The following is a 13,340-nucleotide window of genomic DNA, read 5'->3' on the forward strand; positions in this document are numbered from 1 at the left end:
GATTTACCGCCGCGGCGTCACGTCTGGGCGACCCGGCGGACGATGCCGAGCAGGGCCTCCTGCACGTCCTCGATGGGCCGGTCCGGCTGGAAGACCAGCCAGTCCACGGCCACCACCAGCCCGACGCCGAACAGCGCCGAGCTGGCCGTGCGGACGTCCAGGTCGGCGGGGAGGTCGCCGCTGGCCACCCCGGCGCGTACGGTCTCCGCGATCACCTCGATGGCCTCGCCGCGCAGCAGCCGCAGGGTCTGCTGCCACTCCCGGTTGGTCCGCCACATCTCCGAGAGCAGGAGCTGGGCGAAGGCCCGGTAGCGGCGGATGTAGTCCAGCTCGGCGCGGACCAGCGCGGCGAGCGCCTCGCGCGGCGGCAGCCCGGCGACGGCGGCCCGGAACTCGGCGGTGAGCAGGCCGATGCCGTGCCGCAGCAGCTCCTCGAAGAGGACCGTCTTGGACTCGAAGTTGTAGTAGACGGTTCCCTTCGCCACCCCGGCCCGGGTCGCGATGTCGTCGACCGTGGTGGCCGAGAAACCCTGCTCGGCGATGAGCTCCACCGCCGCCACGAAGAGGCGCTGTCGGGTGTCCTCCCGCCGGCGGGTCCGTCCGTCCGTCACCCGCCCATCCTCACATGGTCAGTTCGGGGTGCAGCTTGGCCGGGGTGAGCCGGCGGGACCGGCGGGCCGCGCCGACGGTGAGCGCCATGGCGCCCGCGCCGAACGCGAGCAGCACCAGCGCCCCGGTGACCACCGGCCCGGCCGGCCCGCCGTTGATCGTGTGCCGCAGGCCGCCCACCACGTACGTCATCGGGAGCCAGGGGTGGACGACCTGGAAGAAGCCGGGTGAGGTCTGCACCGGGTAGGTGCCGCCGGAGGAGGTGAGCTGGAGCATGAGCAGGGCCAGCGCGGCGAGCCGGCCGGCCGGGCCGAGCGCCACGCCGAGCAGCTGCATGATCGTGGTGAACGCCAGCGAGGTGAGCGCGAGCAGCCCGAAGGTCGCCGGCCCGTGCCGCGGGTCGAGGCCCAGCGCCAGGGTGACCACGGTGTAGAGCACCGCGACCTGGGCCAGCCCGATCGCCGCGGCGGGCAGCCAGCCGGCGAGCACGACCCGCCAGCCGGGCGCGCCGGACATGACGTGCCGCCGGTTCACCGGCCGCAGCAGCATGTACGTGATCATCGCGCCGACCCAGAGCGCCAGGGCCAGGAAGTACGGGGCGAAGCCCACCCCGTATGAGCCGGCCGGGTGGTCGGAGTGCCGGATCAGCCCGACCGGATCGCCGAGGATGTCGGCGCGGCTGCCCGCGTCGTCGTATCCGGGCAGCTTCCTCTCCCCGGCGGCGAGCCCGTCGGCGAGGTCGCCGGCGCCGCCCTCCAGCTTGGTCAGCCCGTCGGCGAGGCGGTTGCTGCCGGTGCTGAGCTGGGCCAGGCCGCCGTCGAGCTGCCGGGCGCCGGTGGCGAGCCGGTAGAGGCCGCCGCGGAGCTGGTCGGCGCCGTCGGCGGCGTCGCCGAGCCCGTCGCGGAGCTGCGCGCTGCCCTGGGCCAGGGTGGTGAGTCCAGCGGCCAGCTTGTCCACCTTGGCCCGGGCCGAGGCCACCTCGTCGGCCAGGTGCGGCGCGGCGGCGGCCACCTCGCGGGCGGTCTGCGCGACCTCGGTCATCTGCTTCTTGAGCGCGGCGAGGTCGGTTCGGTCCAGCGCGGCGACCATGGCCCGGGCCGCGGTGACCGCCTGGTCGGCGGCCTTGCGGGCGGCGATCAGGTTCGGGTCGTCGGCCAGCTCCGGGTGCTCCTTCACCAGCGCGTCGAGCCGGTCGCGCACCTTCTCCGCCTGGCCGACCACCTCGTCGGCCCTGGCCGGCAGCGCGTCGAGGCCGTCGGCGAGCGCCTGCGCGCCCTCGGCGACCAGGGTGGCGCCCCGCTGGATGTCGCCGGCGTTCTTGCGGAGCAGCGGTTCGTATTTGTCCGCGGCAGCGTCGACCTGCTTCGCGGCGGCCCGCGTCTCGGTGGCCGCCCGGTTCGCGCCGTCGGCGATCTGGGCCGCCCCGGTGTAGAGCTGGTCCAGGCCGGTGGCCAGCTTCGTCGCACCCTGCACGGAGGTGTTCAGTCCGCCGGCGAGCTGCCCGGCGCCGTCCTCGGCGGTGCCCAGCCCGTCGGCGAGCTGCCCGGCGCCCTGCTGCGAGGTGTCGAGCCCGTCGTGGATCCGCCCGGCGCCGTCGGCGGCCCGGCCGGTCTCGGCCTTGGCGTCGGTGAAGCCGATGAGCATCTTGTCGAAGTACGACGCGGCGGTGCTCTCGGCGGCGGCGGCCCGGATCTCGCTGAACGCGGAGCGGGCGAGCAGCCCGGAGAGGTAGTTGGTGGCGTCGTCGTTGACCACCTTCAGCTCGCCCCGGCGGGCCGGCCGGTCCGGCTCCGGGCTGGCGGCCAGGGTGGCGGAGAAGTCCGCCGGGATGGAGAAGACCAGGTGGTAGCGGCCGTCGCGGAGCCCCTCGGTGGCGTCGGCCTGGTCGGTCACCGTCCAGCCGAAGACCTTCCGGTCGATCAGTTCGTCGGTGAGGTCGCGACCGGCGTGCACCTCGCTGCCGTCGCTCGCCTTCGCGGGCCGGTCGGCGTTGACCAGGGCCACCGGGATCCGGTCGAGGTTCCCGTAGGGGTCCCAGAAGGCGTAGAGGTAGAGGGCGCCGTAGAGCAGCGGGATGACGGTGAGGACGGCGAGCGCGGCGCGCGGCAGCCGGCCCCGGGTCATCCGGCGCAGCTCGAACAGCGCGAGTCGTACGACACTCATGCGGTCACCTCGGAGGTCAGGGCCGGGCTGGGCAGGGTCGGGTCGCCGATCCGGTGCGCGACGGCGGTCACGCCCGGCTCGACGGCGCGGGCGCTGGCGACCACGGCGTACCCCTGGTCGGCGAGGCGGGCCAGAGCCGCCCAGATCCACGCCCGCTCGGGCGCGTCGGCGCCGGCGTCCACGTCGTCGGCGACGATCAGGTTCGGGCCGCTCAGGCTGGCCAGCACCAGCCCGAGCACCTGCCGCTCGACGGGGGTGAGGTCGCGGCCGTACCGGTCGGGGTCGAGCGGGGCGTCGGTGAAGCCGGCGCCGGCGATCGCGGCGGCGAAGGCGTCGCGGCGGTAGGCCCGCCGGGCCCGCACGGCGGCGACCGGGACGAGCTGCCGGCGGCGGCGCGGCACCGGCCCGAGCAGCAGCAGCCGTTCCTGGATGTGCTCGGCGACGGTCAGCGTGGGGTCGGGCTCGTGCACCCCGGCGACCTGCCCGAGCGCGGCCGGCCCCCGCCGGCGCAGCTCGCCGTGGGTGTGGGGGAAGCGCCCGGTCAGGGCGAGCAGCAGCGAGGTGCGCCCGCTGCCCGGCGGGCCGGTGACGGCGTGCAGCTCGCCGGCCTCGGCCGTGAGGTCCACGTCGCGGTAGACCCAGCCGCGGCGGGTGCGCAGCCCCAGCCCGCTGGCTTCGACGATCTTCATCGCACCGTTCCCGACTTCTAGACTGACCGGTCAGTATAAAAACATGCCCAGCATAGCGTCGACTGTCCGGTTCGGCGCAAGGTGAAGCGACGTGATCCCGGCCATCCGGCCCGGCCTCGGCGGGCTCAGACCGGCCCTGGCGCGGGAGCGGCGGGCTCAGACCGGCCCTGGCGCGGGAGCGGCGTGCTTAGAACAGCACGGTGGCGAGCGTGCCGACCGGGCGGAAGCCGCAGCGCTCGTAGACCCGGCGCGCGGGCAGGTTGAAGTCGTTGACGTAGAGGCTCACCGAGGGGGCGACGCGCTCCAGCGCGTCCCGCACCACGGCCGCCATCGCCGCGGTCGCGATGCCCCGGCCCCGCCACTCCGGCGCCACCCAGACGCCCTGCACCTGCGCGGTGCGCCGGGTGACCACGGCCAGCTCGGCCTTGAAGACCACCTTGCCGTCCACGAACCGGGCGTAGGCCCGGCCCGCGCGGACCAGGTCGCCCACCCGCCGCCGGTAGCCGCGCCCGCCGTCCTCGGCCAGCGGCGACACCCCGACCTCCTCGGTGTACATCGCCACCGCCGCCGGGAAGAGCCGGTCGACCTCACCGCCGCGCACCCGGCGCACCTCCGGGTCGGGCCCCACGGCGGGCAGCGCGTCCGTGGCCAGCAGAGGCTGGTTGGGGCGTACGTCCCGAGCCGGCCCCCAGTAGGCGGAGAGGCGGTCCCACAGCCCGAGCACCGCGTCGGCGCGGCCCACGATCGAGGAGCAGAGCCGCTCCTCGGTGCTCAACTGGTCGGCGAAGGCGGCCACCGCCGACTCCGAGGCGAGCACCGGGGTCAGGTTGCCCCCGAGCCAGCAGATGGACTCCAGGTTGCGGCGCGAACCGTAGCCCAGGATCCGCCCCTCGGCCCGCCACCAGGCCAGCCCGCGCGCCGCCACCCGCTCGGCGACCTGCGCCCCGGCGTACGGGTCGAGGTCGAGCAGCCGCTCGACCGCACGGCGCTCCGACTCCCCGAGTTGGCGTACCGGCAGCGTGAGCACGGATACCAGCCTGCCAGATGCACCCGGCCCCGCGCGGGCCGACCTGAAGACGCCGGACGATCGGTGGTGAGTGGCGGCTCAGCCGACCGGAACCGGTTCCGCTTCCGGCACGGCGGGCCGGGTCCGGGCGGCCCAGCGCACCACCGGCGGCACCAGCACCCCGAGCACCAGGAACAGCCCGCCGAGCAGCAGCCATCCCGGTACGCCCCAACCGACCGCGAGGGTGGTCACCACCACCGGGGCGACCATCGAGCCGAGCTGCATGCCCATCCCGTACGCGCCCTGGTACTGGCCCTGCGCGTGGGCGGGGGCGAGCCCGAAGGAGATGCCCCAGCCGGCCGCCGCGTGCCACAGCTCCCCCACCACGTGCACCAGCGCGCCGCCGAGCAGCAGCGGCACCGCCACCGCGACCGGCACGCCTCCGCCGGCGGCGAAGAGCGCGCAGGCGACCGCGATCACCGCGCCGGCCCGGCGGGCCGCCCGACCGGCCCCGGCGAGGTCCTCGGTGCCCCGCGAGGCGCGGACCTGGAACAGCACCACCACCACGGTGTTGACCAGCAGGCAGGCGGAGATCAGCCACCGCGGCGCGGTGGTGTGCCCGGCGATCCAGAGCGGCAGGGCGATGTTGATCAGACTGAAGTGCATCGACATCAGCCCGTCGAGCACGGTGAAGGCGAGGAACGGCCGGTCCCGCAGGGCGATCAGCCGCGGTCCGTGGGTTGGCGCCGGCACCGGCGGCACGGGTGGCAGCCGGAGCAGCACCGCCGCCGCCACCAGGTAGGTCGCGCAGTCGAGCAGGATCAGCGACACGTACGCGGTCCGGGTGTCGGCGGCCAGGCCGAAGCCGGCCAGCACGGTGCCCACCGAGATCCCCACGTTGGTGACCGCGCGCAGGTAGGCCCGGGTGCGCACCCGCTGGTCCGGCGGCACCGCGCCGGCGATCAGCGCCCCCCGGGCGCCCCGGGTCGCCGAGTCGGCGACCGCCATGAGCACCCCGACCGCCAGGAACCCGGCGAAGGAGCGGACGGCCACCAGGGCGGCGGTGAATCCGGCGGAGGCGAGCAGCGCGGTGATCTGGAGACCGCGCGGGCCGAGCCGGTCGGCCAGGTAGCCCATCGGCGTGCTGGTCACGAGGCTCACCAGCGCGGTGAGGGTGAGGGCGACGCCGACCTGGGCCACCGTGAGCCCGACCGAGTGGGTGAGGAAGAGCGCGCTGGCGGTGAGCCAGGTGCCCCGGCCGACGGTGTTGATCAGGGAGGACAGGGCGAGGGTCCGGGACGGGCCCGGTTCGGGAAGCAGGCGCACGCCGACACCCTAGCAAGACGTACGTACGGTTTGCGGTCCCGTCCCACATGTTGACTTGTCGGCGATGCATTGCCGATATATCGTTGATGCATCAGTGATAGGACGATAGAAGGAGAGCCCGATGGGTTTCCACCGACGGATGCACGCCGTGCACGACGAGATGCGGATGCGGGGCTTCGGCTTCCCGCCCGTACCCCCGGGGCCGCCGCCGTTCCCGCCCGGACCGCACGGCCACGGCCACGGCCGGGGTGGGCGGGGCCGCGGGCGCGGCCGCCGGCCCAACGTGCGCGGTGCCGTGCTGGCCCTGCTCACCGAGCGGCCGATGCACGGCTACGAGATGATCCAGGAGATCGACTCCCGGACCGGCGGGGCCTGGCGGCCCAGCCCCGGCTCGATCTACCCGACGCTGCAACTGCTGGAGGACGAGGGCGCCATCGCCGCGGCCGCCGACTCCGACGGCGGGCGGAAGCGGTTCGCCCTCACCGAGCAGGGGCAGGCCGAGGCCGCCGAGGCGGCGCAGACCCCGCCCTGGGGCGAATTCGCCGAGCAGACCGTGAACAGCTGGCACGACATCCGCGACGCCGGCGCGCAGGCCATGAACGCGCTGCGGCAGGTGATGATGACCGGCACCGACGACCAGCGGGCACGCGCGGCCCAGGTGCTCGACGAGACCCGGCGCAAGCTGTACGCCATCCTCGCCGAATCCGAGTGAGTCCCCGCACCGCGTTCGCCGGCCGGGGTGGCCACGGGACCGCCACCCCGGCCGGCCCCGCCGTCAGCCGCACCGATGGGCGGTGACCAGCAGATACTCCCAGCGCATCACCCCGGCCTCGAGGTGCCGCCGGGCCAGGTCCGCCAGGTCGCCGTCGAGCGCGGCGACCCGCTCGGGGTCCGCGGCGTTGGCCCGGTACACCGCGATCGTCGGCCCATAGTGGGCCTTGAAGTAGTCGCGGAACTCCTCGGGAGCGGCGAACCGGTCCACGGTGACCGCCTCGCGGCGCAGCACGAGATCGGTGACCCGGTCACCGAGAAGGACGCGGACGTGCTCCTCGTCGCCCCAGAGCGGCGGCGGCTGCGCGCCGGGCGGCGGCGGGGGCGCGTACGGCTTCATGGTGGCGAACAACTGCCCGATGAAGCCCTCGGGAGTCCAGTTGACCAGGCCGATCGTGCCGCCCGGCCGGCAGACCCGGACCAGTTCGTCGGCGGCGGCCCGGTGCCGGGGCGCGAACATCACCCCCACACAGGACAGCACCCGGTCGAACTCTCCGTCGGCGTACGGCAGCGCCTCGGCGTCGGCCTGCTGCCAGTCCAGTTCCGCACCACGCTCCGCCGCCAGCGCCCGCCCGATGTCCAGCAGCTCCGGGGTCAGGTCGCTGGCCACCACCTCGGCCCCGGCGAGGGCCGCCGGAACGGCCGCGTTACCGGTGCCCGCGGCCACGTCCAGCACCCGGTCACCCGGCCCCACCCCGGCCGCCCGGACCAGGGTCGTTCCCAGCTCCGGGATGACCTCCGCGGCGACCGTGGCGTAGCTGCCGAGGGCCCACATCCGCCGGTGCCCGTCCTTCACGGCGCGGTCCCGCTCCATCTCGTCGATCATTTCCCGCTCCTCTGTCTCGTCCTGAGGGGGACGGTAGGCAGCGGAGGAGCGGCCACCCAGTACGAGATCTGTACCGGTCCCGACAGGTTCCTGGTCCCGCGGTCGGCCCCGGCGTAGCGTCCCGGCCATGGGGGCCTCCTACCACCAGTTCTGCCCGGTCGCAAAGGCCATGGAGCTGCTCGACGAGCGCTGGACGCTGCTCGTCGTCCGGGAACTGGTGAGCGGGTCGGAGCGCTTCAACGAGCTGCGCCGGGGCCTGCCGCGAATGTCGCCCACGCTGCTGTCCCGGCGGCTGCACCAGCTCGTCCGCGCCGGAGTGGTGGAGCGGCACGTCGACGGCGCCGACGTGCGCTACGTCCCCACTCAGGCGGGACGCGAGCTGCGGCCGGTGCTCGAGGCGCTCGGCGCCTGGGGGGTGCGGTGGATCGGTGAGCTGGGCGACGCCGACCTGGACCCGAAGCTCCTGCTGTGGGACATGCACCGGCACGTCGACCACGGCGCCGTGCCGGCGGGGCGAACCGTCGTGCACTTCCGCTTCCGGGACGTGCCGGCGGCGCTGCGCGACTGGTGGCTGGTCATCGCCACCGGGGAGGCCGACGTCTGCGACGTGGACCCCGGGCACGAGGTGTCCGTGGCGGTGACCGCGAGCCTGCGCGCCCTGGTGCAGGTGTGGCTGGGCGACCTGGACTGGCCGGCGGCGCTGCGCGGCGGCGCCGTGGAGGTGGTCGGGCCGGAGTCGCTGCGCCGGGCCCTGCCCCGGTGGTTCACCCTCTCCGAGTTCGCCGCCGTGCCCCGGCCGGTAACGCGGGCCTGAGACGGCGCGTGCGGCCGCCCCCCGGTGGGGACGGCCGCACGTCGTCGGTGCATCGGTGCGTCAGTGCACGGTGACCGTGGCGCCGCCCGGCACCAGACCGCGCAGCTCCTCGGGGATCTCGGCGCCCATCTCGTCGGCGATCCGCAGCGCCTCCTCGATCAGCGTCTCCACGATCTGGCTCTCGGGCACGGTCTTGACCACCTGGCCCTTGACGAAGATCTGGCCCTTGCCGTTGCCGGAGGCGACCCCGAGGTCGGCCTCGCGCGCCTCGCCCGGGCCGTTCACCACGCAGCCCATGACGGCCACGCGCAGCGGCACCGGCAGCCCCTCCAGACCGGCGGTGACCTCCTCGGCCAGCTTGTAGACGTCGACCTGGGCCCGGCCGCAGGACGGGCAGGAGACGATCTCCAGGCCCCGCTCGCGCAGGCCCAGCGACTCCAGGATCGCGGCACCGACCTTGATCTCCTCGACCGGCGGGGCGGAGAGCGAGACCCGGATGGTGTCGCCGATCCCCTCGGCCAGCAGCGCGCCGAACGCCACCGCGGACTTGATGGTGCCCTGGAACGCCGGGCCGGCCTCGGTCACGCCCAGGTGCAGCGGGTAGTCGCACTTCTCGGCGAGCTGCCGGTACGCCCGGATCATCACCACCGGGTCGTTGTGCTTGACCGAGATCTTGATGTCCCGGAAGCCGTGCTCCTCGAACAGCGAGCACTCCCAGAGCGCCGACTCGACCAGCGCCTCGGCGGTGGCCTTGCCGTACTTGGCCAGGAGGCGCTTGTCCAGCGAGCCGGCGTTCACGCCGATGCGGATCGGCACGCCCGCGTCGCCGGCCGCCCTGGCGATCTCCTTGACCTTGTCGTCGAACTGCCGGATGTTGCCCGGGTTCACCCGGACCGCGGCGCAGCCGGCGTCGATCGCCGCGAAGACGTACTTCGGCTGGAAGTGGATGTCGGCGATCACCGGGATCTGCGACTTCTTGGCGATCGCGGGCAGCGCCTCGACGTCGTCCTGGGAGGGCACGGCCACCCGGACGATCTGGCAGCCGGACGCGGTCAGCTCGGCGATCTGCTGGAGGGTGGCGTTCACGTCGGCGGTCAGGGTGGTGGTCATGGACTGCACCGAGACCGGCGCGCCCCCACCGACCGGCACCGAGCCGACCATGATCTGGCGGCTGGCCCGGCGCGGGGCGAGCGGCGGCGGCGGTACGGGGGGCATACCGAGACTGACAGCGGTCACTTCAGGCACTCACCTTGAGAAGAGCGTGATGGGGTTGACGACATCCGCGGTGACGGTCAGCAGGGTGAACGCGCCACCGATGAGGATCACCGCGTACGTGACGGGCATGAGTTTGAGGTAGTCGACGCGGCCGGGGTCGGCCCGGCCGATCCGGGCGTAGAGCCAGGAGCGGGCCCGCTCGAACCAGGCGATGGCGATGTGGCCGCCGTCCAGCGGGAGCAGCGGCAGCAGGTTGAACACGCCGATGAAGAAGTTCAGCGAGACGAAGAGCATGAAGAACACCAGCCAGGCGTTGTTCTCCACGGCCTCGCCGCCGAGCCGGCTGGCGCCGACCACGCTGATCGGGGTGTCCACGTCCCGCTCGCCGCCGGTGACCGCGGTCCACAGGGCGGGGACCTTCTGCGGGATCCGCTGCATGGCGTGCAGGGTCTGCACCGCCATGTTGCCGGTGAAGTCGCCGGTGGCGCCGAACGCGGCGACCGGGCCGTACTGCACCCGGGTGGGGGTGGTCGGCTGGAGCGCGACGCCGAGCGCGGACACCGCCGAGGTGGCGCCCTTGGGGTCGCCCAGCGGCGGGCGCTGCACGGCGGCCAGGTCGACGGTGGCGGTGGCGGGCCTGCCGTCGCGCACGTAGTCGACGGTGGCCGCGCCGGGCTTGGTGGCGCGGACCACGTCCAGCATGTCGCCCCAGGTGGAGACCGGCCGGCCGTTCACGGCGGTGATCCGGTCGCCGTCCTTGAGCTGGGCCTTCGCGGCCGGGCTGGCCGGGTCGCCGGTCTGGCAGGCCCGGGCGGCGTTCTCCACCACCACGCACGGGGCCAGGGCGACCACGGCCGGCTCCGCCTTGAAGCCCTCCTCCGTGTTCGGGAACTCCGGGTTGGGCAGGCCGGCGGAGACCGCGATGATCCAGAGGGTCACCAGGGCCAGGGCGAAGTGGGTGATCGAGCCGGCGGACATCACGATCGTCCGCTTCCACACCGGGTAGCGCCACATGGCGCGCTTCTCGTCGCCCGGTTCGACGTCGTCGTCCTGCGGGGTCATCCCGACGATCTTGCAGAAGCCGCCGAGCGGGACGCCCTTGACCCCGTACTCGGTCTCGCCCCGCCGGAACGACCAGAGCGTCGGCCCGAAGCCGACGAAGTAGCGCGTGACCTTCATCCCGAACGCCTTGGCGGTGAGCATGTGCCCCGCCTCGTGCAGGCTCACCGAGATGAGGATCGCCAGGGCGAACAGCGCCACCCCGAGCAGGTAACTCATCAGGCTCCTTCCAGCGACCCGGCGATGATCGCCTGGGCGTGCGCCCGTGCCCACGACTCGGCGGCGAGCACGTCCTCGACGGTACCTGGTTCGTCGAAGTCCGGAGCGTCCTCCAACACCCGCTCCAGGGTGTCGACGATGCCGAGGAAGGGCAACCGGCCGGCCACGAAGGCCGCCACGCACTCCTCGTTCGCCGCGTTGTAGATCGCCGGCCGGCAGCGCCCGGCCGCGCCGGCCGCCTTGGCGAGCGCCACCGCCGGGAACGCGGCGTCATCGAGCGGGAAGAACTCCCAGCTGTGGGCCCGGGTCCAGTCGACCGCGGCGGCGGCCCCGGGCACCCGGTCCGGCCAGCCGAGGCCGAGGGCGATGGGCAGCCGCATGTCCGGCGGGCTGGCCTGGGCGAGCGTGGAGCCGTCGGTGAACTCGACCATCGAATGGATCACCGACTGCGGGTGGACCATCACCTCGATGTCGGCGTAGGGCACGTCGAACAGCTCGTGCGCCTCGATCACCTCCAGGGCCTTGTTGACCATGGTGGCGGAGTTGATCGTCACCACCGGCCCCATGTTCCAGGTGGGGTGAGCCAGCGCCTGCTCCGGCGTGACCTCGGTCAACTCGTCGCGCCGGCGGCCCCGGAACGGCCCGCCGCTGGCGGTCACCACCAGCCGGCGCACCTCGCCGCGGCTGCCCCCGCGCAGGCACTGCGCCAGCGCCGAGTGCTCGGAGTCGACCGGGACGATCTGCCCCGGTCGCGTCACCGCGGCCCTGACCAGCGGGCCGCCGGCCACCAGCGACTCCTTGTTGGCCAGCGCGAGGGTACGCCCGGCGCGCAGCGCGGCCAGGGTCGGCGCGAGCCCGAGCGAGCCGACCACCCCGTTGAGCACCACGTCGCAGGGCCACCCGGCCAGCTCGGTCATCGCGTCCGGCCCGGCCACGATCTTGGGCAGCTTGAAGTCGCCGGTGGCCCAGCCACGCCGGCTCGCCTCCGCGTAGAACGCGAGCTGGAGATCCTGGGCGGCGGACGCCCGCGCCACCCCGACCGCCTCCACGCCCAGCTCCAGGGCCTGCGCGGCGAGCAGCTCCACGTTGCCGCCGCCGGCGCCGAGGGCCACCACCCGGAACCGGTCCGGGTTGCGCCGGACGATGTCGATGGCCTGGGTGCCGATCGAGCCGGTCGAGCCGAGCAGGACGAGGGCACGGGGAGACGTCACCCGCCCATTCTTCCCCAGCCCTCCTGAGCGCCCGCTGGGAGCCTCACTCCCCCGCGTCCGACTCCCCGGGCCACCGCCATCGACGGCTCGTTGCCGGCCATCACCACCGCGTGGACCTGCCGGGTGCCGGTGGCGAACTCGCGCCCCAGCACGGCCCGGGCCGCCTCGGTGGCGTAGCCGTGCCCCTGGGCGTCGGGGTGCAGGTGCCAGCCGACCTCGATGTCGTCCGTCGGCGTGACCCCGGCCCGTCCGGGCAGCGGCTTGAGCAGGACGCTGCCGACCGCCCGACCCGCCCCGCGCGGCTCGATCGCCCAGAGGCCCCAACGGCCGGCGTACGGGCGTAGCGCTCGCGCCAGGAGTGCAGGCGCTCGCGCGCCTCGGCCGGGTCGGTCATCCGCCCCACGCCGCCGCCCAGCCAGCGCATCACCTCGTCCCCGGAGTAGATGTCGTAGATCCGGGCCAGGTCGTCCGGCGACTCCGTCCAGTCCCGGACCACCAGCCGCTCGGTCGAGGCGATCACACGCCGGATCGTCATGCGTGCCGGGCCGTCCCACGGGGAACGAGATGGCGATGGGTGCGGGGTGGCAGCAGGCGAAGCGGATCACCGGCGTGGCGTTCCGGCCGGTACGCGGGCGGGACCTCTCGCTGCACGCCGCCGCGATCACGTTCTACGGGGCGATCGCCGTGGTGCCGGTGGCGCTGCTGGCGATCTGGCTCACCGGGCTGATGGCCGGGGACGACCGGGTGCGCCGGCTCACCTCGTACGCCACCGACACGCTGCCCACCGACATCGGCGCCGACCGGGCAGTGGCCGCGCTCGTGGAGGCCGGGTTGGGGCTGACCCCGCTGCTCGCGCTGGCCTCGCTGCTGCCGGCGTCGCTCTACGGGGAGGGTCTCCGCCGGGCATTCGTGTCGGTCGCCACCCCACCCGGCCAGGCCGGGACCCTGGTCGGCTGGCGGGGACGGCTGCTGCTGCTCCCGCTGCTCGCACCGGCCCCGGCGCTGCTGCTGGCGGTGCTGCTGGCGCTGCCGCTCACCACCCACCTGGTCAAGCAGGGCGGCTGGGTGGGGGCGCTCGGTGTGGTGCTCTCCTTCCTGGCGACCTGGCTGGTGCTCACCCCGGTGCTGGTCTGGCTGTTCCGGGTGGTCGGGCCGGCCTCCCCGGACTGGCTCGCCACGCTGGGCCTGGGCTCGTTCACCGCGGCGAACCTCTCCGGCTTCCTGCACGGCTTCGTGCTGTTCTGCTCGCTGCCACTGGACCTGGGGGCGCCGTTCGGCGGGTTCGACGAGATCGGCGGCGGGGTGGCGGTGCTGCTCTGGCTCTACCTGTTCCACGTGATCGTGCTGGCCGGTTACTCCGCCACCCTGGCGCTCTCCCGCTGGCGGGCCACCCGGGCGGCCGCCCGCGCCTGATCGCCGGCCCCGGTTTCGC

At 74.2% G+C, this 13,340-nt stretch carries 13 protein-coding genes; 3 read left to right on the forward strand and 10 right to left on the reverse strand.

What is annotated here, in order from left to right; translation table 11 throughout:
* Positions 1-17: 17 nt before the first annotated feature.
* The 5 genes from ACFYPD_RS14870 to ACFYPD_RS14890 all read right to left on the reverse strand — a co-directional run bounded on the left by ACFYPD_RS14870 (position 18) and on the right by ACFYPD_RS14890 (position 5,793).
* The gene (locus ACFYPD_RS14870) at positions 18-611 is read right to left on the reverse strand and encodes a TetR/AcrR family transcriptional regulator (RefSeq protein WP_154225200.1); all 594 of its coding nucleotides are present in this window, start codon (positions 609-611) and stop codon (positions 18-20) included.
* 10 nt (positions 612-621) lie between these two features.
* Entirely contained in the window at positions 622-2,772 is a 2,151-nt protein-coding gene (locus ACFYPD_RS14875) for a YhgE/Pip family protein (protein WP_387113070.1), read from the reverse strand.
* A complete protein-coding gene (locus tag ACFYPD_RS14880) occupies positions 2,769-3,461 on the reverse strand; it encodes an ATP-binding cassette domain-containing protein (RefSeq protein WP_387113072.1) in 693 nt (230 codons plus the stop codon). The genes ACFYPD_RS14875 and ACFYPD_RS14880 overlap by 4 nt, the downstream gene beginning before the upstream one ends.
* 187 nt (positions 3,462-3,648) lie before the next feature.
* Complete coding sequence (locus tag ACFYPD_RS14885) at positions 3,649-4,488, reverse strand: GNAT family N-acetyltransferase (RefSeq protein ID WP_387113074.1); 840 nt, start codon at positions 4,486-4,488, stop codon at positions 3,649-3,651.
* Positions 4,489-4,566: 78 nt separating this feature from the next.
* Positions 4,567-5,793, reverse strand: coding sequence for an MFS transporter (locus tag ACFYPD_RS14890; RefSeq protein WP_387113075.1), 1,227 nt, complete (start codon positions 5,791-5,793; stop codon positions 4,567-4,569).
* A 121-nt stretch (positions 5,794-5,914) separates the two neighbouring features.
* On the opposite strand from ACFYPD_RS14890, the gene ACFYPD_RS14895 reads away from it, so the two are divergent.
* Entirely contained in the window at positions 5,915-6,505 is a 591-nt protein-coding gene (locus ACFYPD_RS14895; protein ID WP_387113077.1) for a PadR family transcriptional regulator, read from the forward strand.
* Positions 6,506-6,568: 63 nt separating this feature from the next.
* Here the strand turns inward: ACFYPD_RS14895 and ACFYPD_RS14900 are convergent, their stop codons facing one another.
* Entirely contained in the window at positions 6,569-7,390 is an 822-nt protein-coding gene (locus ACFYPD_RS14900; protein ID WP_387113079.1) for a class I SAM-dependent methyltransferase, read from the reverse strand.
* A gap of 127 nt (positions 7,391-7,517) precedes the next feature.
* Between ACFYPD_RS14900 and ACFYPD_RS14905 the strand changes: the two genes are divergently transcribed.
* Positions 7,518-8,204: a winged helix-turn-helix transcriptional regulator gene (locus ACFYPD_RS14905; protein ID WP_387113080.1), complete on the forward strand. Its 687-nt coding sequence runs from the start codon at positions 7,518-7,520 to the stop codon at positions 8,202-8,204.
* Positions 8,205-8,264: 60 nt separating this feature from the next.
* Here ACFYPD_RS14905 and ispG read toward each other — a convergent pair whose 3' ends face one another.
* The 4 genes from ispG to ACFYPD_RS14925 are packed head-to-tail and all read right to left on the reverse strand — an operon-like array spanning position 8,265 to position 12,573.
* Positions 8,265-9,440: a flavodoxin-dependent (E)-4-hydroxy-3-methylbut-2-enyl-diphosphate synthase gene (gene ispG / locus ACFYPD_RS14910; RefSeq protein ID WP_387113082.1), complete on the reverse strand. Its 1,176-nt coding sequence runs from the start codon at positions 9,438-9,440 to the stop codon at positions 8,265-8,267.
* A gap of 9 nt (positions 9,441-9,449) precedes the next feature.
* Positions 9,450-10,697, reverse strand: coding sequence for a M50 family metallopeptidase (locus ACFYPD_RS14915; RefSeq protein WP_387113083.1), 1,248 nt, complete (start codon positions 10,695-10,697; stop codon positions 9,450-9,452).
* On the reverse strand, positions 10,697-11,908 hold the full coding sequence (dxr, locus tag ACFYPD_RS14920) for a 1-deoxy-D-xylulose-5-phosphate reductoisomerase (protein WP_387113085.1): 1,212 nt from the start codon (positions 11,906-11,908) through the stop codon (positions 10,697-10,699). Before dxr ends, ACFYPD_RS14915 begins: the two co-directional genes overlap by 1 nt.
* Entirely contained in the window at positions 11,905-12,573 is a 669-nt protein-coding gene (locus tag ACFYPD_RS14925) for a GNAT family N-acetyltransferase (RefSeq protein ID WP_387113087.1), read from the reverse strand. The genes dxr and ACFYPD_RS14925 overlap by 4 nt, the downstream gene beginning before the upstream one ends.
* On the opposite strand from ACFYPD_RS14925, the gene ACFYPD_RS14930 reads away from it, so the two are divergent.
* Positions 12,479-13,321, forward strand: coding sequence for a YhjD/YihY/BrkB family envelope integrity protein (locus tag ACFYPD_RS14930; protein ID WP_387113089.1), 843 nt, complete (start codon positions 12,479-12,481; stop codon positions 13,319-13,321). The genes ACFYPD_RS14925 and ACFYPD_RS14930 overlap by 95 nt on opposite strands.
* Positions 13,322-13,340: the final 19 nt, after the last annotated feature.

Origin of the sequence: Micromonospora sp. NPDC005299, assembly GCF_042872345.1 — a bacterium.
Taxonomy (GTDB): domain Bacteria; phylum Actinomycetota; class Actinomycetes; order Mycobacteriales; family Micromonosporaceae; genus Micromonospora.